The organism is Micromonospora sp. SCSIO 07396 (assembly GCF_053667945.1).
Window position 1 is genome coordinate 1,925,390 of sequence record NZ_CM132210.1, and the last position, 24,124, is coordinate 1,949,513.

At 75.2% G+C, this 24,124-nt stretch carries 16 protein-coding genes; 13 read left to right on the top strand and 3 right to left on the bottom strand.

The window, feature by feature from the left end; genetic code table 11:
• Nucleotides 1-26 precede the first annotated feature (26 nt).
• The 6 genes from ACWCHM_RS08240 (at nucleotide 27) to ACWCHM_RS08265 (ending at nucleotide 10,174) form a co-directional block, all read left to right on the top strand.
• Nucleotides 27-1,115 (top strand): hypothetical protein, encoded by a 1,089-nt coding sequence (locus tag ACWCHM_RS08240; RefSeq protein WP_454221931.1) that lies wholly within the window; start codon nucleotides 27-29, stop codon nucleotides 1,113-1,115.
• Nucleotides 1,112-2,200: a hypothetical protein gene (locus tag ACWCHM_RS08245; RefSeq protein ID WP_454221932.1), complete on the top strand. Its 1,089-nt coding sequence runs from the start codon at nucleotides 1,112-1,114 to the stop codon at nucleotides 2,198-2,200. The genes ACWCHM_RS08240 and ACWCHM_RS08245 overlap by 4 nt, the downstream gene beginning before the upstream one ends.
• 6 nt (nucleotides 2,201-2,206) lie before the next feature.
• Nucleotides 2,207-4,774 (top strand): hypothetical protein, encoded by a 2,568-nt coding sequence (locus tag ACWCHM_RS08250; RefSeq protein ID WP_454221933.1) that lies wholly within the window; start codon nucleotides 2,207-2,209, stop codon nucleotides 4,772-4,774.
• 136 nt (nucleotides 4,775-4,910) lie between these two features.
• Nucleotides 4,911-8,273, top strand: a complete 3,363-nt coding sequence (locus ACWCHM_RS08255) for an AAA family ATPase (RefSeq protein ID WP_454221934.1) — start codon at nucleotides 4,911-4,913, stop codon at nucleotides 8,271-8,273.
• Between the two features lie 202 nt (nucleotides 8,274-8,475).
• Nucleotides 8,476-9,105, top strand: a complete 630-nt coding sequence (locus ACWCHM_RS08260) for a sigma-70 family RNA polymerase sigma factor (RefSeq protein ID WP_454221935.1) — start codon at nucleotides 8,476-8,478, stop codon at nucleotides 9,103-9,105.
• 82 nt (nucleotides 9,106-9,187) lie between these two features.
• Nucleotides 9,188-10,174 carry a hypothetical protein gene (locus tag ACWCHM_RS08265; protein WP_454221936.1) on the top strand — a complete coding sequence of 329 codons (987 nt, stop codon included), beginning with the start codon at nucleotides 9,188-9,190 and terminating at the stop codon, nucleotides 10,172-10,174.
• Here ACWCHM_RS08265 and ACWCHM_RS08270 read toward each other — a convergent pair.
• From ACWCHM_RS08270 to ACWCHM_RS08280, 3 genes are all read right to left on the bottom strand, one after another.
• Nucleotides 10,171-11,910: a ricin-type beta-trefoil lectin domain protein gene (locus ACWCHM_RS08270; protein ID WP_454221937.1), complete on the bottom strand. Its 1,740-nt coding sequence runs from the start codon at nucleotides 11,908-11,910 to the stop codon at nucleotides 10,171-10,173. The genes ACWCHM_RS08265 and ACWCHM_RS08270 overlap by 4 nt on opposite strands.
• A gap of 187 nt (nucleotides 11,911-12,097) precedes the next feature.
• Complete coding sequence (locus tag ACWCHM_RS08275; protein ID WP_454221938.1) at nucleotides 12,098-13,675, bottom strand: class I adenylate-forming enzyme family protein; 1,578 nt, start codon at nucleotides 13,673-13,675, stop codon at nucleotides 12,098-12,100.
• A complete protein-coding gene (locus tag ACWCHM_RS08280) occupies nucleotides 13,665-15,209 on the bottom strand; it encodes an NAD(P)-binding domain-containing protein (protein WP_454221939.1) in 1,545 nt (514 codons plus the stop codon). The genes ACWCHM_RS08275 and ACWCHM_RS08280 overlap by 11 nt, the downstream gene beginning before the upstream one ends.
• Before the next feature lie 63 nt (nucleotides 15,210-15,272).
• On the opposite strand from ACWCHM_RS08280, the gene ACWCHM_RS08285 reads away from it, so the two are divergent.
• The 7 genes from ACWCHM_RS08285 to ACWCHM_RS08315 all read left to right on the top strand — a co-directional run bounded on the left by ACWCHM_RS08285 (nucleotide 15,273) and on the right by ACWCHM_RS08315 (nucleotide 24,003).
• Nucleotides 15,273-16,790: an aromatic amino acid ammonia-lyase gene (locus ACWCHM_RS08285; protein ID WP_281896457.1), complete on the top strand. Its 1,518-nt coding sequence runs from the start codon at nucleotides 15,273-15,275 to the stop codon at nucleotides 16,788-16,790.
• The gene (locus ACWCHM_RS08290; protein WP_204961581.1) at nucleotides 16,780-18,342 is read left to right on the top strand and encodes an NAD(P)-binding domain-containing protein; all 1,563 of its coding nucleotides are present in this window, start codon (nucleotides 16,780-16,782) and stop codon (nucleotides 18,340-18,342) included. Before ACWCHM_RS08285 ends, ACWCHM_RS08290 begins: the two co-directional genes overlap by 11 nt.
• Before the next feature lies 1 nt (nucleotide 18,343).
• Nucleotides 18,344-19,405, top strand: a complete 1,062-nt coding sequence (locus ACWCHM_RS08295) for an alpha-hydroxy acid oxidase (RefSeq protein WP_421488074.1) — start codon at nucleotides 18,344-18,346, stop codon at nucleotides 19,403-19,405.
• Nucleotides 19,402-20,739, top strand: coding sequence for a cytochrome P450 (locus ACWCHM_RS08300; RefSeq protein ID WP_454221940.1), 1,338 nt, complete (start codon nucleotides 19,402-19,404; stop codon nucleotides 20,737-20,739). The genes ACWCHM_RS08295 and ACWCHM_RS08300 overlap by 4 nt, the downstream gene beginning before the upstream one ends.
• Complete coding sequence (locus ACWCHM_RS08305; RefSeq protein ID WP_421488075.1) at nucleotides 20,736-22,001, top strand: cation:proton antiporter; 1,266 nt, start codon at nucleotides 20,736-20,738, stop codon at nucleotides 21,999-22,001. The genes ACWCHM_RS08300 and ACWCHM_RS08305 overlap by 4 nt, the downstream gene beginning before the upstream one ends.
• A 74-nt stretch (nucleotides 22,002-22,075) precedes the next feature.
• Nucleotides 22,076-22,723, top strand: coding sequence for a response regulator transcription factor (locus ACWCHM_RS08310; RefSeq protein ID WP_239486328.1), 648 nt, complete (start codon nucleotides 22,076-22,078; stop codon nucleotides 22,721-22,723).
• Nucleotides 22,723-24,003: a sensor histidine kinase gene (locus ACWCHM_RS08315; RefSeq protein ID WP_421488076.1), complete on the top strand. Its 1,281-nt coding sequence runs from the start codon at nucleotides 22,723-22,725 to the stop codon at nucleotides 24,001-24,003. The genes ACWCHM_RS08310 and ACWCHM_RS08315 overlap by 1 nt, the downstream gene beginning before the upstream one ends.
• Nucleotides 24,004-24,124: the final 121 nt, after the last annotated feature.

A 24,124-nucleotide genomic window follows, 5' to 3' on the forward strand; every position in this document is an offset into this window, starting at 1 on the left:
CCCGCCCCGCCGGCCGTTGTGGGGGCATGACCACGACGACCGGGCCGACCACCGACAGGCGTACCGCCGTGCACCGGCTGCTGCTGCGTCTCGCCGGGCAGGCCCCGGACGAGGTGGTCAGCGCGGCCCGGCAGTGGCTCGCGGCGGGTCAGTTGGCCGAGGTGGCCCAGGCGGTGGCGTTCACCTGCCTGACCGGGGGCGTCGGGCTCACCGCGTCCGAGCGTGTCCTGCTCACCGGGATCCTGCACGACACCGGCGCGGACGGCGACGTGCTCGCTCGACTGGTCACCGGCGAAGCCCCGCCGGTGGCGTACGGGATGGCCCCGGTGGGCCCGCAGGTGCTGGCCGGGGCCGACGGGCGGATGCCGTACAGCATGGACCTGACCGTCGGCGGGGACGGCCCCGGCGGGCCCGACGACCTCGACCGGGCCGCCGTCGCCGCCGTGACCGCCGCACCCGGGCCGGTGGGGCTCTGGCGGTCCTGGCGGTACCCGGCCGTCGCCGCGCGGTATCCGCAACCGAAGCGGCTCTACCTCGTGCAGGGCCCGGAACCGGTGGCCCTCGCCGCCCGGATCGCCACCACCCTGGAGGCGGCAGGTGAACGGCATCCGCTGGTGGAGGTCTTCGGCGAGCCGACGGACCTGCCGGAGTACCAGCGGCGGGCGTTGGCCTACTCGGCGCTGCTCTGGGCGGACCGCCCCGCCACCCCGCTGCGGCTGGCCACCCCGCCGGACCCCGCCGCCCCACCCGGCACCCTCACCGACGACGAGGCGGAACGGGTCGTCGCCTACCTCGGCGCGGGGGTGCCGCTGCTGGCCAGCCCGCACCGCTCGACCGACGGCTTCGACCCGGCGTCGGCCGCCGACCCGGTGCCCACGGGCGTCCGGGGCGACGGCCGGTGGCTGTGGTCGGAGGCGGTCACCTACTACGCCGACCAGTACGGGTTCGCCCCCGAACCGGACCTGCTCGCGGCGATCCGGGCCGCCGACTACACCGCACCGACCCTCGACGCGGTGGCGGTGCACCGGTCGCTGTCGTACCTCTTCGCGGCGATGTGCGACCCCGACCGGACCGGGGTGAACCAGCATGCCGAACCCGCCGTTGTGGAGGCATGAGCGTGCCGTCGGCGATGCACCGGCTCCTGCTGCGGATCGCCGGGCAGGCCCCCGCCGCGTTGCTCGGCACCGCCCGCGCCGGGCTGGCCGACGGTGCGGTGACCGAGGTGGCCCGGATGGTGGCCTTCGCCGCCCTCGCCCGGCAGATCCGGCTGACCGACCCCGACGTGCTGCTGCTCACCGGGGTGCTCACCGCCGCCGGTGTGCCCGACGACCTGCTCGCCGACCTGCCCCGCGCCGGGGACGACCACACCCCGCCGTACACCTGGACGCCGGACCCGCCCACCGGGCGTGCGCCGACCGGAGGCGGTCACGCCGCCGGCACGCCCGCCTCGGCCGCAGAGGTCCAGGGCACGTCCGGCGGGGAGGTCCAGGCCGTCTCCGGCGGCCTGGACGAGGTCGACCGGGCCGCCGTCGACGCCCTCGGCAACGGGGAGACGCAACCCGTCGGGCTGTGGCGGGTCTGGCGACGCCCCGCCCCGGCGACGCCGTACCCGCCGGCCACCCGGGTCTACCTGGCCCAGGCCCGCGCCGGGGCGGTCGCGCTCACCGCCCGGCTCCAGGCCGCCCTGGTGGCGGTGGGGGAGACCGACCCGCTGGTCGAGGTCTTCGGGCACCTGGCCGGGCTGCCCGCGTACCACAGGCGTGCGCTGGCGGGGGCCGTCCTGCTCTGGGCCGCCCGACCGGCCGAGCGGGTATGCGTCGCGGCGACCTTCGACACCCTCGACGCGACCGGGAACCCGACGTTCGGCCCCGACCGGGCACGACTGTCGATCGAGGAGGCGAACCGCGTCGCCGGCTACCTCGCCGCCGGAGTTCCCCTGCTCACCGGCGTGGCCCGGGTGCCCGACGTGGTGACCCCGGGCCGTACGGTGCCGGTCGACCTGCTCGGCGACGGCCGGTGGATCTGGTCCGCCGCCACCGGGCACTACCTCACCCGGTACCGGATCGCCCCGGACGAGGGCCTGCTGGCGGCGATCCGGGCGGCCGGCTACGCGCCCCCCGACGTGGACGCGGTGGCGGTGCACCGGTCCCGGGCGGCGCTGGTCGAGGCCACCGGTGTGGTCGGACGGTCGGCGGGCTGACCGGCGATGACCGACCCTCGTGAGCCCGTCCACGCCGGCACCGTCGGTGCGGTGCTCCTCGTCCATGCCGCCACGGAGCCCTACGCCGCCCTGGCCGGGGTGGCCGCCAGGTTGCCGGCCGATCCGGACCGTACCGTGGTGCTCTGCTCGACGACCGTGTCCGCCCGGCCGGACCTGTTCGACCTCCTGGCCGACCTGCTGCCCCGCCAGCTCGGCGGGTCGGCCGCCGGGTTCCGGCTGGTCCCGCTCGGCGGCTACGCCGACCCGGCGGCGGTGCCGGGCCGGGCGGCCGGGCTCGCCACGGATCTCGGGATCGACGGGGCGGTGCCGCTGGACGCCCCGGCCGTGTCCACCCGGGCGGTGCCGGCGGCCCGCCGGTGGATCGTCGCCGACGGCGGGCCGGCCCGACCGGAGCAGCCGCCCGCCGCCTGGTGCCCACCGCCCGCCGGACCGTCCCGACCCGACGGCGGCCCCGAGGGCTGGCTGGTCGCCCCGGTCGGGGACGGCTACACGTGGCTGCCCGCCGGGTGGCCACCGCCGGCAACCGGGCCGCATTACCCCGGACCCGCCGGGCCCGCCGGGTCCGCGCTGGCCGCCGAACCTGTTCCTCACGCTGTGCCTGCCCCGTCCGGCGTGCCTGCCCTGACCGACGGGCAGGTTCCGTCCGGTGTGCCTGCCCCGTCCGGCGGGCAGGTTCCGTCCGGCGGGGGCGCGGAGCGGACGGGTGACGGTGGCCCGGGAACCCCCGGCGGCGTGCCGGGACGGCCGGTCCCCGGCGGCTGGTCGTTCCTGCCCGCTCCTGCCGACACACCGACGGTCGGCACGCCGGCGGGGCGGGACGACCCCGCAGACCCGGGACGACAGCCTCCGGTGCCGCTCGACGTGTTCCTGGTCGAGGTGGCGCTCGGTGCTGGCGGCTTCCAGGTGGCCGGCCGACCGGTGCCGCCCGGGGTGCTCGCCGGTCACCTCGCGGCCCTCCGGCGCGACGGGCGACCCGTGGTGCTCTGTGGGGACGTGCCTTACCCCGCCGCCGCCGGGATGCTGTTCGGGGCCCTCGCCGACGCCCTCGGCGCTCCGGTCGTCGCCGGTGACGCCCGGGTAGAGGTCACCGCGTCGGGGCTGCTGACCACCACGGGCACGTTCCGCCGGTGGCGTCCCCGGTCGGCCGGCACCGCCCGGACGGTGACCGACCTCGGTCCGGTGCTCCCCACCCCGGCCGCCCTGCCCACGGGGCCTGCCACGCCACCTGTCGCACCCGGCACACCCGAACCGCCCGCTGCCGCGCCTGCCACGACAGGTGCCGCGCCTGCCGTGACCGCCGCCCGTCCGGCCGGGCCGGCCGCCGCGCCGTCGGACGGCTCCGGTGCGGCAGGCGACACCCCGGGCGTGCTCCTGGTCGGCGTGTCCGCGTCGGCCGTCGACCCGGCGGTCGTGCCGACGGACGGTGCGCACCGGTGGCAGCGGCTCGCCGTGCCCCGGCTCGACCTGCTGCGGGTGGCGTCGCCGGAGGTGACCGGGGACGGCGCTCCGCCGGCCCCGGAGCCGACGGCCGCGCCCCCGCCCGTCCCGCAGGACGCCCGGCCCGGCCCGACCGTGCCGCCCGCCGCAGCCGACGACCCGGTGACCGTGCCCCCCGGGCGGACGGACACCCCTGCCGGGTCGCCCGGGCCGCCGGCCGGCCGGCCGGAACCGGTTCCCGGCCCGGTGGCCGGCGACTTCGGCGTGCCGCCGGTCGTCGTTCCCGGGCCGCGTCCGGCCCCGCCGGGCCCGACGCGGGTTCCGGTGACGGTCCGGCTGGACGCAGGCACGCCCACCGGCGGGGACCGTACGGCCCTGCGGCGGATCCTCGCCGGGCGCTACGACTCGTACACGCAGGTGGTGACCCGGACCCTGGCGGAGGAACCCGGCCTGCGGGTGGCCGCGGTGAGCGCGCCGGACCTGCCGGCGGGCCTGGTCGCCGTCCGTGCCTACTGCACCGGCGAACGGGAGGCGGTGAACGCGGTCCTGCGTGGCGACGCCGCGCCGGCCGACGATCCGACGGCGCTGGCCCGCTGGGTGGGCTACGGACTGCGTCGCCTGCCCGTGGTCTTCGGCCCGGTCTTCCGCGCCGCGACCGGCCCGCCGCCGGGCGGCTACCCGCCCGGCACGCTGCTGGTGGAGCCGGCCTTCCTCGACGTCGACGCCACGCCCACGCCGGTGCCGGACGCCGGGGTGCAGTTCGTGATCTGGTCCGTCGGCGCCCGCCGGCTGGGCGGTCTCGGCGCGGCCGGCACCGGGGCCCGCACCGCGCCGGCCGGCGTCCACACCGGACCCCGGGCCGACGGTACGGCGGTCTTTCCCGCCGGGACCTGTTTCCAGGTGCTCGCGGACGAGCCGGTGGGCGACGGTGGGCCGCGGCAGGTCTTCCTGCGGGAGTTGCCGGGCGGCCGGCCGGCCCCGGGCGGGGAACAGACGCTGCGGCGGTTGCGGGCGGTCGCCGGGGTGGGCGATGCGGCAGACGGCGGCACCCCGCCGTTGCCGGTGGGGATCGGCGTCGACGGGGCGGGGCGGTTGTTCGCCCTGCCGTCGGGGTGACCGCGGTGGCGGTGGGCGGCACGACGCGACCCGCCCACCGCCGGCCGGACGGCGGCGGACGGTTCCGGTGGGCGGACGGGACGCGGGGCGCAGGATCAATCGGACGAAAGTGTGGTGAGGGGTGAGCAGCACCGTGATGGCGGTTTCCCAGACGGAGCCGGGCTGTCAACCGACGATTGCCGGCGCGTTGGCGGTCGCCCCGGTGGGCGCCACCGTCGTCGTACAGCCGGGGGTGTACCGGGAGCAGGTCCAGCTCGGTGGCGACGTCACGTTGATCGCCGAGGAGGGGCCGGGCACGGTCACCATCGACGGCGGTGAGGGGGTGGCGCTCTTCGTCGGTGCGGGCGAGGTGACGTTGCACGGGATCGAGCTGGTAGGTGGCGGTGGGCAGCTCCCGACGGTCCAGGTCGGCGGCGGTCGGCTGGAACTCACCAGGTGCGGCGTACGGGCCGCGGGCGTCGTCGCGGTGCACGTCCCCCGTGGGGAGCTGTCCATGCGGGACTGCCGGGTGGGCAACCCCGCCGGAGCGGGTCTGCTGTTCGAACGCGCCGGCACCGGCGAGGTCGTCCGCACCACGGTCGCCGGGATCGGCACCGTGGCGGTGGCCGTCGCCGGGGGCGACCCGGTGCTGCGCGGGTGCACGGTCACCGACGTACGCGGCACGGCGGTGCTGTGCACCCGGGGCGGCCGGGGGCTGGTGGAACAGTGCGTGGTCACCGCCGTCGACGGCCCCGGCCTGCTGGTCGAGGACGGCACGATCCGGCTGGTCGACACCCGGATCGTGGATACCGCCGGCCCCGCGGTGCTGGTGACCGGGGGCAGCCCCGAGCTGACCGGCTGCGAGCTGCGTACGGCGACCGGCCCGGCGGTGCTGGTCGACGGGACGGCCGACCCGACGCTGCGCGACTGCGTCGTCGGGGCCGGCAGCGGGCACGGGCTCAGCGTGCAGGCCGCCGCCACCGGCAGCTACCTGGGGTTACGGGTCGAGGTGGACACCGGTGCGGCGGTGGTGGCCAGTGGCACGGCGGCACCCCGGATCGAGGGCGGCACGCTGACCGCCACCGACGGGGTCGGCCTGCTCTTCGCCGACGCGGCGACCGGCAGCGCCCGGGAGGTGACGATCGTCCGGACCCGGTCCGGACTGCTGGCCCGGGGCACCTCCCGGCCCGAGGTCGACGACCTGACCGTCACCGCGCCGACCCAGGAGGGGCTGCGGGTCGCGGAGGCGGCCCGGCTCCGGGCGCGACGGGGGGCGGTGACCGACGCCGGCTCGGCCGGGGTGTCGGTGACCGACGGGGAACTGACGGTGGAGGGGATGACCCTGCGCGACTGCGCCACCGGTCTCGTCGTGTCGGCCGGGCGGCTGCGGGCCACCGGCGTGGACGTGCTCGGCAGCCGGGGTGCCGGGCTGACCGCGCAGCGCGGGGCGACGGTGCAGCTGCGGCGCAGCCGGGTGCGGGGTAGCGACGGCCCGGGGGTGTGGTTGGCCGGCGAGTCGCAGGGTGAGGTGACCGGGTGCGAGGTGTTCGGCAACACCGGGCCGGGGGTGCTGGTGCAGACCCGTCGGCCGGTCCGGCTGGTCGATACCGGGCTGCGCGGCAACGGGGGCGGTCGGCTGCGTACCACGGTGGACGACGCCGCGGTGGAACTCGTCGGCACCGACGCCGGTCCCGCGCCCACCGGCCGGGCCGGTGACCCGCTGCCCGCCGGCCCGGCGGACGGGGCGCACCGACCGCCCGAGCCGGCCGGGCGACCCGACCCGGCGGTCCCGGCGCGCGCCGCCGAGCCCGCCGTGCCGGCGACGCCGTCGGCCGGTGCTCCGCCCGCCGACGACCCGGCCGCGCCGCTGCTGGCCGAACTGGACACGCTGGTCGGCCTGGCCGGGGTGAAACGGGAGGTGGCGACCCTGGTCGGGTTGCACCGGATCAGCCGGCGACGGGCCGCCGCCGGGCTGCCCGCCCCACCCATGTCCCGGCACATGATCTTCGCGGGTGCGCCGGGCACCGGGAAGACCACGGTGGCCCGGCTCTACGGCCGCATCCTGGCCGCCCTCGGCGTGCTGCCCGGCGGGCAGCTGGTCGAGGTGGCCCGCGCCGACCTGGTCGCCGAACACATCGGCGGTACGGCGGTGAAGACCACCGAACGGTTCAGGGAAGCCATCGGCGGGGTGCTGTTCATCGACGAGGCGTACACCCTGGCGCCGGTCGACGGCGGCGGCTCGGGGCACGACTTCGGTCGGGAGGCGGTCGACACGCTGGTCAAGCTGATGGAGGACCACCGCGACGAGGTGGTGGTGATCGTCGCCGGCTACTCGGCGCAGATGCGTACGTTCCTGGCGGCGAACCCGGGGTTGGCCTCCCGGTTCTCCAAGACCGTCGAGTTCGAGAGCTACACCTCCCCGGAGCTGGTGCAGATCGTCGAGCGGCTGTGCAGCAGCCACCACTACGCCCTGGAGTACGACACCCGGATCGCCCTGGAGTCGTGGTTCGAGTCGATGCCGCGTACCGGGTCGTTCGGCAACGCCCGGGTGGCCCGGCAGACCTTCGAGGAGATGGTCAGCCGGCAGGCGTTCCGGCTGTCCGGCAGCGGCGCCGCCTCCGGGGTGGAGCTGGCCCAGCTGCTGCCGCAGGACCTCGACGAGTCGGCGGCCGGCCCGACCGACGACGAGCCGCCCGCCGGTGCGGTGGACGCGCTGCTGGCCCGGCTGCACGCCATGATCGGGTTGGACGCGGTGAAGCAGGAGGTGGCCGACCTGATCGACCTGTTGGCCGCTGCCCGGACTCGGGTACGGGCCGGCCTGCCCGCGCCGTCGGTCTCCCGGCACCTGGTCTTCTCCGGGCCACCGGGAACCGGCAAGACCACCGTCGCCCGGCTCTACGGGCAGCTGTTGACCGCGCTGGGGGTGCTGCGGGGCGGCCAACTGGTCGAGGTGGCCCGCGCCGACCTGGTGGGCGAGTACGTCGGACACACCGCGCACCGCACCCGGGAGGCGTTCGAACGGGCCCGGGGCGGGGTGCTGTTCATCGACGAGGCGTACACGCTGGCGCCGCCGGACGCCCGCAACGACTTCGGCCGGGAGGCGATCGACACGCTGGTGAAGCTGATGGAGGACCACCGCGACGAGGTGGTGGTGATCGTCGCCGGTTACGAGGCGGAGATCGCCCAGTTCCTCGCCGCGAACGCCGGGCTGGCCTCCCGGTTCTCCCGCCGGGTCCACTTCGCCCCGTACACCGCCGACGAGCTGGTCGCCATCTTCGAGGGGCTGGCCCGGGCCGGCGGGTACGACTGCCCCGGGGACACGCTGACCGCGCTGCGCCAGCACTTCGAGCAGGCCCCGCACGGTCCGGCCTTCGGCAACGGCCGGTACGCCCGCCAGGTGCTCGACGAGGCGGTGACCCGGCAGGCGGGTCGGCTGCGTGGGCTGACTGGGCCGACCGTCGCGGACCTGCGTACCCTGCGGGCCGAGGACGTCACCCCGGTGGCGGCGTCGCATGGCTGACCGGCCGGGTGGCACGGTGTGGCGGCTGCGGCCGGTGGACCGTCCGCATCGGAGCCGGCCGCGCCGCCGGGCCACGGGCGGCATCAGCGGCAGCGGGTCCGACGGTGCCCCGTATGCTCTCCTGGATCGACGTGGGACCGGAGCTGCGGGCGCGCCCGCGCGGCCGGTCACGCGGACGGTGAGCGTGCTGGGGAGGCACCGGTTGGCAGGTCTTTCTCGCGGGCCGGACGCGGACGCGCCGGGCGGGGCGGGCATCGGGGTGGCGGCAGCAGTCGACCCGGACGCGTCGGCCGTCGACGCCGGGCCCCCGCCACCCGCCCCCGACCTCGCCCCCGACGCGCGCCTGCGGGAGCTGCACGCGGTGCACGCCGAGCCGCTGTTCCGGTTCCTGCTCCGGCTGGCCTCCGGGGAGCGGCAGCTCGCCGAGGATCTGCTGCAGGAGACGATGATGCGGGCCTGGCGCAGCATCGACAGCCTCGCCGCCGACCTGGAGACCCAACGGCGCTGGCTGTTCACCGTGGCCCGCCGGGTCGCCATCGACGTGGCGCGGGCCCGGCAGGCCCGCCCGACCGAGGTCGGCGCGCTGGACCTCAACCGGATTCCGGCGACCGCCGACGTGGCGGAGCGGGTGGTGGCGGCGCGGACCATCCGCGACGCGCTGCCGAAGATCAGCGTCGAGCACCGTCGGGTGGTGGAGGCGGTCTACTTCCGGGGGCTCTCCACCGCCGAGATCGCCGCGGAGTTCGGCATCGCCGAGGGCACCGTCAAGTCCCGCGCCCACTACGCCCTGCGCGCGTTGCGCGCCGTCATCGGGGAGGTCGACGGTGCGTGAGGCGTCCACCACGACCGCGATGGCATACGATGACGGCGGCGGGGCCGCGAGGCGCTGCCTCCCCGAGCAGAGCTGACAGGCCATGACCGACCTCCGAAGCGACAGCGACGCCCCCGGTCCGGTGGCCCACGCCCCCCTGGAGCAGTGCGCTCCCTACCTGTGGGGTGACCTCGATCCGCAGGACGAGTGGGAGTTCGAACGCCACCTCGGCACCTGCACGATCTGCCTCGACGAGTGTGACCGGCTGGCCCCCCTGGTGGGGGCGTTCGCGGGGCTGACCCCGGGCGAGATCGCCGACCTGCGTACCGATCCGGTCGACGTCACCGCACCGGCCCTCCCGACCGCCACCCCGGCCCCTGACGCCGTCCCGACCTCCACCGCCGTCCCGGCCCTCGGTGAGGCTCCGGCCTCCGCGCCCGCCCCCGACCTGCCGACCCCCGAGCCCACGCCGGTCTCCGAGACGCTGCCGGCCCCCGAGCCCACGTCGGTCTCCGAAACGCTGCCGGCCCCCGGACTCCCGCCGGCCGCCGCGTCGCGCCCGGGACCGGCGGACCGGCCGCCCTCCCGGGACGCGGGCGGGCGGGGTCCGGCCGGCCGCGCGTCCGACCGGTCCCGGCGGGGTCGACGGCGGTGGCTCGTCGCCGGCACGCTCGCCATGGTCGCGGCGGTGTCCCTGGGGGTGACCCTCGGGCAGCGGCAGCAGGGCGGCGCGCCCGACGCCCGGCAGTCCACCGTCAACCCGGTCGCCGCCGGGGTGACGGTGGAGGGGGTCGGTGCGGCCACCCGGTTGTCCGTCACCGTCTCGGCCCGCCCCGACAGCCCCGGGTCGGCTTCCGACGTACGGGCCACCGTGCTCGGCCTGACGGCGGGGGTGGAGTACCGGCTCTATGCGGTCGCCGCCGACACCCGCACCTACCAGGTGGCACAGTGGACGGCGACCGCCGGGCCGCAGGAGGTGACCGGGGAGATCCCCGCCGCCGTCGACACGCTGGCGTTCTTCGCCGTCGCGGAGACCGACGGGACGGCGCTGGTGTCGGCCCGGATCGGCCGCCCCGCCGGCCCCCGCTAGACCTTCACCCGCGTCCACTTCTGGTTGGCCTCACCGGTGCACGTCCACAGTTGCAGGCCGGTGCCGTTGGCGGTGGACCAGTCCCGGATGTCGACGCACCTGCCGATCGCCGAGTTGACCAGGTCACCGGAGCCGTTGATCCAGAACTTCTGTGCCCAGCCGCCGTTGCAGGTCGCCAGCTGGATGCGGGTGCCGTCGGCGCTGGAGGCGTCCGCCAGGTCCATGCAGAGCGACCCCATCCGGATCGTGCCGTCGCCGCCGAACGTCCACTTCTGCCGGGCCGAGCCGTTGCAGTCCCAGATCACCAACTGCTGGCCGTCCACGGCCGACGGGGCGTACAGGCAGGTGCTGCCGTACCCGCGGATGCGGTAGCCGGTGGAGGCCGCCGCCGCCGGCGCGGGGGTGGTCGGACGGGCCGCCGCCTGCGTGGACGGGGCGCCTGCCGCCGGGGCGGGTCTGGTCGGGTTGACGCCGGCTCTGGTCGGGTTGCCGGCGGGGCCGGGGCCCGCGCCGGCGGGCGTGGGCGGCAGGGCCAGCACCGGGCCCCGGGTGCCGGCCGGCAGTGGCGGACGCGGGGACGGACGCCCACCGAGCCGGGGGTCCTGGGCGTAGAAGGCGGCGTAGGCGAGGACCCGGCCGGCGTTCTCGTCCACCGTGCCCAGGTCGGGTGCGCCGCCGGCCTGCACCCCCGGCCCCCACTGGAAGGCGGCCAGCGCGAGCGGGTACGGGTCGGCGGTGAGCCCACCCAGGTCGGTGGTGAGGGCGCACATCGTCTTGCCGAGCGTGGCGATCGCCGTCGCGGCGTCCCACGGTGACTGGCCGGCGGTCGCGTAGCGGCTCCACACGGTGGGCAGGAACTGGGCGATGCCCTGCGCGCCGTTGGGGCCGAGCAGGTTCGGGTTGAACCCGGACGCCGCCATGAGCTGACCGGCGATCTTCGCCGGGGTCACCGCCGGGCAGGTCCGGCCGGCGGCGAGGATCGCCGCCAGGTGCTCGTCGGGGATGGGGCGTGGCGCGCTGCCGGCGGGCGGCGCGGGTGGGGCGGGCGTCGGTGAGGCGTCCGCCGCGTCCGGGTCGAAGTCGGGCTGCCGGGAGTACCACTCGGCGTAGTCGACGACGGTCCGCACGTACCCGGCCGCCGCGTCGGGGACGCCCCGGTCGGCCTGGACGGCGGGCATCCCGGAACGGTGCGCGGCGAGCGCGAGCTGCCAGGTGTCGCCGTCGATGTCGCCGTGCGACACCTGCCCGACGAGGTCGCACATGTGGTGGGCCAGCGCGACGATGTTCGCGGCGACGTCCAGCCGGGGCGCGTCGGGCCAGGGCAGCCACCGCTGCCAGAGTTCGTCGGTGAGCCCGGCCACCCCGGAGCCGCCGTCGTCGGTGCGGGCGTCGGCCACGAACCCGGAGGCGGCCATGAGCTGACCGGCCAGCCGGGGCGCGGTGAGGGTCGGGCAGGAGAGCGCGGCCTGGGCGATCAGGGGCACCTGCTCGGCGGGGACCGGTTTGCCCTCCACGGTCTGGGCGGTGGCCGTGCCGAACCCGGTGCTGGCGGCGAAGCCGGCGAGGACGGCGAGCGCCAGCGCCATCAGCCCGGCGACGATCCGCGCCACGATCGGCGGGCCGGGCAGGCGGGACATTGCCCGTCGGACGACGCCGGTCAGTGGTGACAGCCGTTGCCGCACCCCACCGACGAGTCGTTCTAGCCGCCGGCGGTGGGACGTGGAGGTCAGTGGCACCGGTGCGCTCCTCGACAGGCTGTGGCTTCGACCTCTCAACGCACTGAGCCAGCCGAAGGTTCAGTCGGATCAGTGTGGAGTTTGCCGGGTGCCGGTGATCGTGGCGCTGCCGGGGTGGGTGGTCCGGGCCGCCGCGCTCTGCGGGCAGCGCCGACGCCGCCGGTCGCGCGGAAACGGTGGCCGCCGCTCAGGAACCGACTCCCACGCCCAGGGCGCGCTTGTCCGGTTTGCCGCTCGGCCCCACCGGCACCCCGGTGATCACCTCGACGGTCGTCGGGACGGCGGCCGCACCGAGGGCCGCCGCGACCCGGGCGCGCAACCGGCCGACGTCCAACGGGTGGCCGGCCGCCGGCACCACGTACGCGTGCACCGCCTCGCCGGTGACGTCGTCGGGACGGCTGACCACGTACGCCTCGGCGACGGCGGGGTCGGCGGCGAGCTCCCGTTCGATCGGACCGGCGTACACCAGGTTCGCGTTGACGATGATCACGTCCCGGGCCCGGCCGGACAGGTGCAGGTAGCCGTTGGCATCCAACCGGGCCAGGTCGCGGGTGCGTACCCAGCCGTCGGTGAACACCTCGGCGCTCTCGGCCGGGTCGCCCCAGTAGGCGTCGGCCTGTGCCGGGGTCCGGACGAAGAGTTCGCCCTCGGTGGCCGGCCGGCCGTCGGCGTCGCGGATGGACAGGTCGACCACCTCGGGCGCGCGTCCGACCGAGGCGAGCCGGCCCGGGTCGGCCAGCAGCTCGGCCGGGGTGACCATCGCGATCATGCCGGTCTCGGTCTGCCCGTAGCCGTGGAAGACGACCGGGCCGAGCACGTCGAGCGCCTCGGCGAGCCGGGACGCGGTGAGCGGTGATCCGGAGACCAGGAGCGCCCGCAGGCTGCCCAGGTCGACCGGGTCGGCGCGCTGGTCGCGGACGAGCTGGTGCAGCTTGCCGACGGTGATCACGCTCGCGGTGGCCCGGTGCCTGGTGATCATGCCGGGGAAGCCGGGCGGGCGGGCGGCGACCAGGGTTCCCCCGGCGGCCAGGGTGAGGATGCCGTACTCCAGCATCACCTGGCTGCTCAGCGAGCCGAAGACCAGGTAGCGCCCCAGCCGGGGGGCGAGCTCGGCGATTGCCGGCGGCCACCGGTCGGGGTGGGCCGCCCAGGCCGCGCTCATCGCCGCGTACGTCTGGGCGCAGCCCTTGGGGTGGCCGGTGCTGCCGCTGGTCCAGGTGATCCGGGCGACGTCACCGGGCCGGCCGGCGGCGACCAGGGGGCTGCCGTCGTCGCGGGTCCGGGCCAGGGTGGCGAGTCGGGCGTCGTCGACGAGCAGCGCGTCATCGCTGGCCAGCAGCCGGTCGAGTTGCGCCGGGGTCAGCTCGGGCCGGATGCCGGAGACCCGGGCGCCGACGGTGAACGCGGCGAGGACACCGGCGAGCGCCTCCGGGGTGACCCCGATCCGCAGCGCCACCGCGCGACCCGGCCCGATGCCGGCGGCGCGCAGGCCGCTGGCGGTCCGCCGGACCAGGTCCGCCAGTTCGGCCGCGCCGACGGTCCGGTCGCCGTCCTCGAAGACCGGCCGGTCACCGCCGGTGGTGAGCAGCCGCAGCACGGGCTGCGGCCACAGCTCACCACCGGCGGTGGCCCCGGCCCGGTCGCGGTCCGCCGACCCGCGACCGGTCCGGTCGTGCCCGCCGTGGTGGCCGGGCCCCGTCGCGCGGCGGTCGGCGTGCTGGTGCTCCGCCGCGCGACGGCCGTCGTTGTCGTGCTCAGCCGGCATCGGACAGGACGCCCTTGAGGAACAGCGCCAGGGGTTGCTGGTGCACGCCGGGCAGGTCCCAGTTGTTCTCCAGGTTCTCGGCGAGGTGGTGGGTGGCGACGAGCCGCCCGCCCCGGTGCACCCGGACGACGGGGTGCAGGTAGCTGGCGTCGTGGGCGCGTTCGGCGTCGTTCTCGGCGATCCGGGGCACGGTGATGTCGAACGGGTCGACCTGGTCGTGGTCCGGGCCGTACTCCAGGGTGGTCACCACCGCGAACGGCTCGGGTCCCAGGCCGCCGTCGTGCAGGTAGGCCACCGGCACCTCCTCGTGGTAGCGCGCGACACCGTCGGCGATCACGACGACGTCGCCGAGGACGGTGAACTGCTGCCACAGCGCGGAGGTGCGGTTGATCCGGGCGATGATCGCATCCGTGATCGCCTCGGGGGTGGCGTCCAGGGTGGTCGACGGCCACGGCGTGCCGTGGTGCCTGGCGTTCAGCATCCGGTGCAGGGCGCGTACGCCGTACCGGAAGCCGTGGATGAAGCCGTTGGTGGAGCGTTTGAAGTCGCGCTGCTGGGTGAGGGTGCCGGCGAAGTACAGGCCGGGCACGTTCACCGACTCGAAGCCGGAGGTCTGCTCGGGGAAGCGGTCGTTGATGACCAGCCGGGGCCGCGCCGACGGGTCGAAGATGTCCGCGTCGAACCGGAAACCGGTGCACAGGATGATCCGGTCGTAGTCGAGCTGCCGCAGCGACTCGCGGGTACGGGCGTACCGGAAGTCGATCCGGTAGCCGCCGTCGTCGCGGCGGGCGATCCGCTCGACGGTGCCGTCGAGGACGGCGTTCTGCGACTTGAGCTGGTAGGTGTCGAGGAAGTTGTTGTTCACCGCGCGCAGGTGCCCGACGTAGTGCGTCTGCCAGGCCAGCCGGATCGAGTGCGGGCCGGCGACGTGGATGACGGCGGCGGTCTCGACCAGGGCGTCGGCGGTCTCGAAGGCCGAGTTGCCCTTGCCGATGATCAGGACCCGCTGGTTGGTGAAGTCGTCCGGGTCGACGCTGACGGTGTCGTAGCGTTCGGCGAGGTCGACGCCCTCGATCGGCGGCACGTACAGCTGGGAGACGCCGGTGGCCACGACGACCCGGCGGGCGGTCAGCTTGTCGCCGCCGGCCTCGACGGTGAACAGGTCGCCGTCGTGGGCGATCCGGGTGACCCGGGTGTCGTAGCGGACCCGCAGCCCGTCGGCGAAGGCGGCGAGGTAGCGCACCATGTCGTCGGCGTCGGGGAAGTAGCGCCGGCTGAAGTTGCGGAACAGCAGCGCCGGATCGTCGGTGAGCAGCGAGTTCCAGTCGGAGCGCAGGTTGAACTCCGGATCGTCGGAACCGGTCCAGACCTTGTTGATGGAGATCAACTGGCGGTGCCGCGGGTAGCGGCCGAAGAACGTGCCCGGCGTCGGTCCGGCCTCCAGCACCAGATGGTCGCGGCCGTCGCGCTCCAGCAGGGCGGCGAGTTGGAGCCCGGCCGGCCCGGCTCCGATGATCAGGTAGTCGAGCGTCATGCGGCGCACCGTATCGGCCCGATTTCAGAGCGTTCTGAGAATCGCTCTCTAGGGTCCGGTCGCATGACGACAGAGGTTGATCTCGCGGCGCCGCTGCGGATCGCCGACCTGAGCGCCGCCCGCGACCCGGTCCGGGTCGTGGTCGGGCCGCAGGTCCGCGACCGGGTCACGCACACCCGCACGTTCCTGTCCGAGGTGCTCGGCGAGGACCGCGCGGTGTACGGCAGCACCACCGGTTTCGGTGCCCTCGTCGGGTACGCCGGCCGGGCCGACCTGCGCGACCAGGCCGACAACACCCTCGCCCACCTCGGCGCGGGCCACGGCCCGGATCTCGCCCCCGAGATCGTCCGGGCGACCGTGCTGGTCCGGGCCTGGTCGCTGGCGCGGGGCGCGTCCGGGGTGTCCCCGCACGTCGTCGACGCGCTGGCGGCGATGCTCGGCACCAGCTTCGTGCCCGCCGTGCCGCGGTGGGGTTCGGTCGGCGCGAGCGGTGACCTGATCCCGCTGGGCGCGGCGGCCCAGGCGCTGCGCGGTCGCGGCCACGCCTACCTCGACGGGGTACGCCTGCCGGCGGCGCAGGCGCTGGAGCAGGCCGGCCTGACCCCGTTGCCGCTGGACGGCCGCGACGCCCTGGCACTGGTCAACGGCACCTCGCTGACCACCGCGGCGACGGCGCTGGCGTTGTCCGCGGTCCGCGCCGCGCACCGGTCGGCGCAGGTGCTCACCTGCCTGCTGGCCGACCTGCTCGGCTGCGACCCGCAGTTCCTCGACGCCCGGCTGCTGCGCGCGTACGGGCACCCGGGGGCGATCGCCGTGGGCGCGCGGATGCGGCAGGTCAGCGAGGGGCTCGTCCCGTCGGGCAAGCGCGCGTTGCAGGAGCCGTACAGCATCCGGTGCGCCCCGCAGCTGCTCGGCGCGGCCGAGGACGCGCTGCGCCATGTCGATTCCGTGGTCACCGCCGACCTGGGCAGCGTCAGCGACAATCCGCTGTTCTTCCCCGACGACGACCTGGTGGTGCACGGCGGCAACTTCTTCGGCCAGCCCGCCGCGTTCGCCGCCGACCTGCTGTCGATGGTGGTGGCGCAGGTCGGCAACCTCGTCGAGCGGCAACTCGACCTGCTCGTCGACCCGCACCGCAACGGTGGCCTGCCGCCGATGCTGGCCGCCGGCCCGGGGCAGCAGCACGGGCTCCAGGGGGTGCAGTTGGCCTCCACCGCGCTGATCGCCGAGATCCGCCGCGACGCCATGCCGGCGAGCATGCAGAGCCTGCCGACCAACCTGCACAACCAGGACGTCATCCCGCTCGGCACCCAGGCCGCCCTGCGGGTCTTCGACCAGGCCGGGCTGCTGCGCCTGATCGTCGGCTCGCTGGCGCTGGGGTTGCGTCAGGCCGCGTACGTGGGTGCCCGTACGCCCACCGCGCCGGGCTGCGGCGCGGCGCTGGCGGCGCTGGTCGCGGCGATCCCCCCGGTCGACCCGGACCGACCGCTCGACGGTGACGTCCGGCGGGCCGCCGACGTGATGGACGCACTGGAACTTCCGTTGACCCCTCTCACCCTGGATGGCCGTCGTGACGCTTGACTGTCTGATCATCGGAGCCGGCCCCGCCGGCCTGCAACTGGCCGCCCTGCTGGAAGCCGACGGCCGGCGCGACTACCTGGTGCTGGAGGGCGCGGACGTCCCGGGCGCGTTCTTCGCCACCTACCCCCGGCACCGGCAACTGATCTCCATCAACAAGCCGCACACCGGCTCCGACGATCCGGAGCTCAACCTGCGGCTGGACTGGAACTCGCTGCTCACCGACGATCCGGCGCTGCGGTTCACCACGTACACGCAGCGGTACTTCCCGGACGCCGACGTGATGGTCCGCTACCTGGCCGACTTCGCCGCGAAGACCGGGGTGAAGGTGCGTTACGGCGCGCGGGTGACCTCGGTGTCCAAGGTGGACGGGATCTTCGAGGTGCACGCCGGGGAGACGTTCCGGGCCCGGCGGGTGGTCGTCGCCACCGGCGTGTCCCGGCCGTACCTGCCGGACATTCCCGGGCTGGAGCTGGCCGAGCAGTACGCGGACATGCCCGTCGACCCGCGCGACTACCTCGACCAGAAGGTGCTGATCATCGGCAAGGGCAACTCCGCGTTCGAGACGGCGGACAACCTGATGGAGACCACCACCCTGATCCACCTGGCCGGGCCCAGCTCGGTGCGGATGGCCTGGCGCACCCACTACGTGGGGCACCTGCGGGCGGTGAACAACAACTTCCTCGACACCTACCAGCTCAAGTCGGCCAACGCGATCCTGGACGGCACCGTCCGGCGGATCACCCGCGACGCCGACGGCTACACGGTGACGTTCGCGTTCTCCCGCGCCGACGAGGTGACCAAGGAGCTGCGCTACGACCGGGTGCTGGTCTGCACCGGGTTCGCCTTCGACGCGTCGATCTTCGACGGGTCGTGCCGGCCGGAATTGGCGATCCGGGACCGCTTCCCGGCCCAGACCGCACAGTGGGAGTCGGTGAACGTGCCCGACCTGTTCTTCGCCGGCACCATCACCCAGCAGCGGGACTTCAAGCGCTCGACCAACGGGTTCATCCACGGTTTCCGGTACGCCGTGCGGGCCCTGCACCGCATCCTCGAACGCCGGTACGGGGACACGCCGTGGCCGACGGAGAAGCTGGACGCGAACGGGGCGTCGATCGCCGACGCGATCATCGCCCGGGTCAACCGCACCTCCGCGCTGTGGCAGCAGTTCGACGTCCTCGCCGACGTGGTGACCGTCGCCGACGCCGACGCGCGCTACCACGAGGAGGTGCCGGTGGACTACTTCACCGAGACCGGCCTGCGCACCGCCGACCACGACTACTCCGACGCGTTCGTGGTCACCCTGGAGTACGGCCCGGAGCACGACCAGGTGGACCCGTTCGACGTCACGGTGAGACGGGTCGCCCAGGACGTCGTCGGCCAGGCCCACGACGCGGCGTACCTGCATCCGGTGGTGCGTCACCACCGGGCGGGGCAGGTCGTCGCGACCCACCACCTGGCGGAGAACCTGGAGAACCGGTGGGACCGGCCGCAGGTGCACGTGACACCGTTGGCCGCCTTCGTCGACAGGTGCCTGCGCGGGGCCGGGGACTGACGTGCCGGCCCTCGACGAGGTGGCGCTGAACCTGGCCGACGTGGCCACCGTCGCCCGGCGTCGCCTCGACCCGGTGCACTGGGACTTCTTCGCCGGCGGCGCGGGCGACGAGCGGACCCTGCGGGCCAACGAGGCGGCCTTCGCCCGGCGCTTCCTGGTGCCCCGGGTGCTGCGCGGCACCGGCGACCGGGACCTGCGGATCTCGTTGCTCGGCAGCGAGGTCTCGATGCCGGTGCTGGTCGCGCCGACCGCGTTCCACCGGCTGGCCCACCCCGACGGCGAGCTGGCCACCGCCCGGGCCGCCGCCGACGCCGGCACGGTCATGGTGGTGAGCATGGCGGCCACCCGGCCGGTCGAGCAGATCGCGGCGGCCGGCGGGCCGCTGTGGTTCCAGCTCTACCCGCACACCGACCTGGAGTTCACCACCACCGTGGTCCGGCGGGCGGTGGCCGCCGGCTGCCGGGCCCTGGTCGTGACGGTCGACTCGCCCGTGTTCGGTCGGCGCGAGCGCGACCTGCGGCACGGATTCGTCGACCTGCCACCCGGCCTGGTCTGCGAGAACATGCGTGACGCGGACGGCCGGGTCCGGGATATCGAGATGACCGCCCGGGTGGGTTGGGAGCTGGTCGCCCGGCTGCGCCGGCTCACCACCGTGCCGATCCTGCTCAAGGGGGTGCTGCATCCCGAGGACGCCCGGCTGGCCGTCGAGCACGGGGTGGACGGGGTGGTGGTCTCCAACCACGGCGGCCGGCAACTCGACGGGGTGACGGCCACCCTGGACGCGTTGCCGGCCGTCGTGGCGGCCGTCGGCGGGCGGCTGCCGGTGCTGGTCGACGGTGGCCTGCGGCGCGGCGTCGACGTGCTGGTCGCGTTGGCGCTCGGGGCGACGGCCGTGCTGGTCGGCCGTCCGGTGCTGTGGGGGCTGGCGGTGGGCGGCGCGGCCGGGGTGCGGCACGTGCTCGACCTGCTGCGCGCCGACCTCGACCGGGCGTTGGCGCTGGTGGGTGCCGCACGGCCGGGGGACCTGAGCGCCGATCTGGTCACCACGGGAGCCCCGGCGTGAGCGCGCCGGTGCTGTGCGGCGCGCTGGTCGTGCTCGGGGTGGCCTGGACCCTGCCCCGGTGGCTGCCGGCGGCGGTGGTGCGGCTGCGGCAGTGGGTGTTCGCCCGGGTCAACGGCGGGGAGGGCATCCCGGTGCCCGGCCCGCTCGTCGACGTCGAGGACTTCGAGCGGCTGTACGCCGATCCGGCGGCTGACGGGCGCAGCCGGGGCGCCGGCCTGTCCGACCTGTTCTGGTACTGGCTGTCGCCCGGCCCGCACATGCACCAGGAGCACCTGGAGCCGGGGGAGCGGTACCGGACGGTGGCCGGGGTGACCCGGCAGGTGCTCGCGGTGCGACCCCAGCGCGCCGACGCGCTGGCCACCGCCGCCACCCGGCGGGTGCTCGACGAGTTGCCGGCCGGGCGGGTCCACGTCCGGCTGCGGGACCTGATGATGCCGGTGTGGGCGGAGGTCTACCACGAGCTGATCTTCGGTGAGGTGTGCCCGCCGGAGGTCCGGGCGCTGTTCGTCGCCAACGCCGCCGACGTGGCCGCCGCGCTGAAGTGCACCGGGCTGCGGCACATGGACCGGCGGGACCCGTTGACCCGCTACCTGCGTGGGCGGGTCGAGGCGGGCACCTGCCCGGTGACGTTGCCGGCCCCGTTCACCACCGAGGAGACGGCCTGGTACCTGCACGGCGCGTTCGGCACCACGGCGGTGGTGCAGATGTCCGAGGCGATGGCGCACGTGCTGCTGGCCCTGGCCAACCGGCCGGACCTGCAACGGGGTCTGGACGACGACGACGCGTTGGACCGGGTGATCGACGAGACGCTGCGGCTGCACCCGCTGTTCGGCGTCGCGCACCGGATCACCTCCGCGCCGATCGGGTTGCCCTCCGGAGTGACCCTGCCGGCCGGGTCGGTGCTGCTCTTCAACTACCTGGCCTTCCAGCGCAGCGGACCCCCCGGCGACGAACGGTTCGACCCGGACCGGTGGCGCACGCTGCGCCGCCGCGACGCCCGGTTCATCCCGTACGGCGTCACCGCGAACCGGGCCTGCCCGGCGCGCGGGGTCGCGCCGGTGATGCTGCGCGCCGCGACCCGCGAGGTGTTGCGCCGGTACGCCCTGGCGTCCTCGGCCGCGCACAGCCGGTCCCTGCCCAGCCGGGGTCCGGCGTACCTGACCCCGGCCGGGGTGGCCGGTCCGGGGTGGCTGCGGTTGGCCGCGATGCGGGGGCGGGACCGCTGGGCCGACGTGGGGCGCAGTGTCCGGCAACTGGTGTTCGGCGCCTGGATGGTCGTCGACGCCCGGCGACAACGGTTGTGCACCAACTACTTCGAGGAGGCGGTCCGGTGACCCCCACCCAGTTGGCTCCACGGTTCTTCATCGCGGTCGCGGTGATCCTGATCTTTTGCAAGGCGGTGGCCTGGCTGCTCGGCCGGGTGGGGCAGCCCGCCGTGGTCAGCGAGATGCTCGCCGGTGTGCTGTTGGGCCCGTCGCTGCTCGGGTTCGTGCTGCCGGAGGTGAAGGACGCCCTGTTCCCGGCCGCGCTGCTGCCGGTCCTGTACGTGGTGGGCCAGGTCGGCCTGGTGCTGTTCATGTTCCAGGCCGGGTACGCCTTCAGCGCCCACCGGGTCACCGGCCTGGTCGGCACCGCCGGCCTGGTGTCGCTGGCCGGGGTGACCGCGCCGCTGGTCCTCGGGGTGGGGCTGGTCGTGGTCACCGCGGACGCCGTGCCGATGCGGGCCGACGGGACGTCGATCGGGGTGTCGGCCGCGTTCGTGGGGGTGGCGTTGGCCATCACCGCCTTCCCGATGCTGGCGCGGATCATCACCGAACGCGGACAGGCCGGCACCCGGCACGGCACGTTGTCGTTGGCCAGTGGCGCGCTCGACGACATGGTCGCCTGGATCATGCTGGCCGTGGTGCTGGCGTTCGCCTCCGGCCGGGCCGGGCCGGCGGTGGTCACCGCCGGTGGGGCGGTGCTGTTCGCGCTGGTGCTGTGGCTGTGCGGGCCGCGGGTGACCACGGCGTTGATGACCAGTTCCCGCCTCAACGACTCCGCCCGCGTGCTCGGCACGGTGGCCCTGCTCTTCCTGGTCGCCTGGTACACCGACGAGATCGGCCTGTACGCGGTGTTCGGCGCGTTCGCGGTCGGCGTGGTGATGCCGCACACCGCCAACACCGACCGGGTGGTGGACACCCTCACCCCGGTCGCCGCGACGGTCTTCCTGCCGCTGTTCTTCACCTATTCGGGGCTGCGTACGGAGTTCGGGTTGCTGGGCAGCGCGCCGGTGCTGCTGTTCGCGGTGGCCTGCGTGACGGCGGCGATCGTCGGCAAGTTCGGTGCCTGCTGGGCGGCGGCCCGGCTCCGGGGCGAGTCGCAGGGCGTCGCGTTGCGGGTGGGCGCGTTGATGAACGCCAGGGGTCTGATGCAGCTCATCGCGCTCAACGTCGGTCTGGAGGCGGGCATCGTGAACGCCTCGCTGTTCACCGTGCTGGTGCTGGTGGCGCTGATCACCACGATGATGACGACTCCGCTGCTGAGTTGGATCGAGCGCCGGGAGGCCCGTCGGGGCGACGCCGTCCGGACACCGGCACTCGCCACGGTGAAATGACAAAAAGATAGTTATCACTTTTTGGGCCTGCCCTGTGGGATTGTGGAGGCATGCACGGGGGAGGACCTAACCGGTTGCTGTTGGTCGAGGACGACGAGGAACTGGCCGACCTGCTCACCGAGACACTGAGCTGTGAGGGGTTCCTCGTCGACCGGGCCGCCGACGGCCAGCGTGGCCTGCACCTGGGGCTCACCCGCAGCTACGACGTGCTGGTCGTGGACCGGATGCTGCCGGTGTTGGACGGTCTCGACCTGGTCGCCCGGCTGCGGTCCCGGGCCGTCCCGACCCGGGCGCTGATGCTCACCGCGCTCGGTGGGGTAGGTGACCGGATCGCCGGGCTGGACGCCGGCGCCGACGACTACCTCGGCAAGCCGTTCGACCTGGACGAGCTGAGCGCCCGGGTCCGGGCGTTGTGCCGGCGCGGCGCGGAGTCCACCACCGTGCTGCGCATCGGCACCGGGCGGCTCGACCTGACCTCGCACGACGTGGTGCTGGCCGACGGCACCCGGGTGGCGCTGTCCGCCCGGGAGTTCGAGCTGCTGCGGGTGCTGGCGGCCCGGCCGAGCACCGTGCACTCCCGGGGTGAGTTGCGCCGCCGGGTCTTCGACGAGGCCGCCGCGACGTCGCTGGTCGACACCTACGTCTACTACCTGCGCCGCAAACTCGGCCGGTCGGTGATCCGTACCGTGCACGGGCTCGGCTACCGACTCGGAGCGCTGTGATGGAGCTGGTTGAGCAGTCGATGGTACGCCGGGCCCGACTGCGGATCGGGCTGCTGGTGGGGCTGGCCATCAGCGCCCTGCTGCTGCTGGCCGGCGGCATCTCGTACGCCGTCCTGGTCCGCAGCCAGGAGGCGCAGATCCACCGGGAGCTGGCCTGGGGCACCCGGCACGCGACCATCCCCGGTCCGCCGGCGTGCAGCTGGGTGTTCCGGTACAACGGGCTGACCACCGACACCGGTCTCAACCCGCCGCCTGCGGGTTTCCCGTTGACCGGGGCGCTGCGGTCGGTGGCCGCCACCGGGATCACCGAGGTCACCGCCGTGACCCGCAACGGCACCACCTACCACGTGCGCACCGAGTCACGCAGCGACGGGGTGGTCGTGCAGGCGGTGTTCGACGCGCGGTTCCAACTGTCCGACCGCCGGCACCTGCTGCTGGCGTTCAGCCTCGCCGCCACGGTCGGGCTGTTCGTCGCGGTGCTGACCGGCGCGTTGGTCGGGCGGCGGGCCGTCGCACCGCTGGCCGAGGCGCTGACCCGGCAGCGGCGGTTCATCGCCGACGCCAGCCACGAGCTGCGGACCCCGATCGCCCAGGTGCACATCCGCGCCCAGTTGATGGCGCGGCGGGCGCGGACCGGGGGCGGCGTCACCAGCCTGGAGGATCTCGACCGGCTGATCGGCGGCACCCGCCGGCTGGGCGAGATCGTCGACGACCTGTTGCTCTCCGCCCAGCTCGCCGCCGCTCCCGCCGACCGCCGCCCGTACCCTCCGGTCGACCTGACCGCGCTCGTCGGGGCGGCCGTCGCCGCCGAGACGGAACGGGCCGCCGAACGGCAGGTCACCCTCGCCGCCGACCTGCCCGACGGGTCGCTGCCGGTGCCGGGGGTCGCGTCGGCGCTGCGCCGGGTGGCCGGTGAGCTGCTGGCGAACGCGCTCGCCCACACCCCGCCCGGCGGCCGGATCGACGTGTCGTTGCGGGCCGGCGGCGACTACGTCGAGTTCGTGGTCGCCGACACCGGGGTCGGGTTCGACCAGGCCGACGCGCGGCGCATCTTCGACCGCTTCCACCGGGGCGGGGGTTCCGGTGAGCACCGGTTCGGGCTGGGGCTGGCCCTGCTCCAGGAGGTCGTGACGAGCCACCGGGGCACGATCGAAGCCGAGGGCCGGCCGCACCGGGGGGCGGTCTTCACCGTCCGGCTGCCCGCCACCCGGTCGCCCGAGGTGCCGGAGCGGGCCTCGGGTATCCGCCGCCTGCGGGTCCGGCAACTTGTCGACAGGTGAGCCGTGCCGGGTCCCGACACTCCGGCCGGAGAAAAAGTTCCGCCACCGATGTCGAGAACGACGGACCGGCGTCGTCCCCGGGGTGAACGCGGCCAGAATGGGGGTCGCGCCGGCACCGAGG

Bases quoted from the DNA above. Each gene is read 5' to 3' on its own strand.
- ACWCHM_RS08315 (WP_421488076.1), top strand. From the start codon at position 22,723: ATGGAGCTGGTTGAGCAGTCGATGGTACGCCGGGCCCGACTGCGGATC.
- ACWCHM_RS08250 (WP_454221933.1), top strand. From the start codon at position 2,207: ATGACCGACCCTCGTGAGCCCGTCCACGCCGGCACCGTCGGTGCGGTG.
- ACWCHM_RS08240 (WP_454221931.1), top strand. From the start codon at position 27: ATGACCACGACGACCGGGCCGACCACCGACAGGCGTACCGCCGTGCAC.
- ACWCHM_RS08280 (WP_454221939.1), bottom strand. From the start codon at position 15,209: ATGACGCTCGACTACCTGATCATCGGAGCCGGGCCGGCCGGGCTCCAA.
- ACWCHM_RS08245 (WP_454221932.1), top strand. From the start codon at position 1,112: ATGAGCGTGCCGTCGGCGATGCACCGGCTCCTGCTGCGGATCGCCGGG.
- ACWCHM_RS08265 (WP_454221936.1), top strand. From the start codon at position 9,188: ATGACCGACCTCCGAAGCGACAGCGACGCCCCCGGTCCGGTGGCCCAC.
- ACWCHM_RS08255 (WP_454221934.1), top strand. From the start codon at position 4,911: ATGGCGGTTTCCCAGACGGAGCCGGGCTGTCAACCGACGATTGCCGGC.
- ACWCHM_RS08275 (WP_454221938.1), bottom strand. From the start codon at position 13,675: ATGCCGGCTGAGCACGACAACGACGGCCGTCGCGCGGCGGAGCACCAG.
- ACWCHM_RS08285 (WP_281896457.1), top strand. From the start codon at position 15,273: ATGACGACAGAGGTTGATCTCGCGGCGCCGCTGCGGATCGCCGACCTG.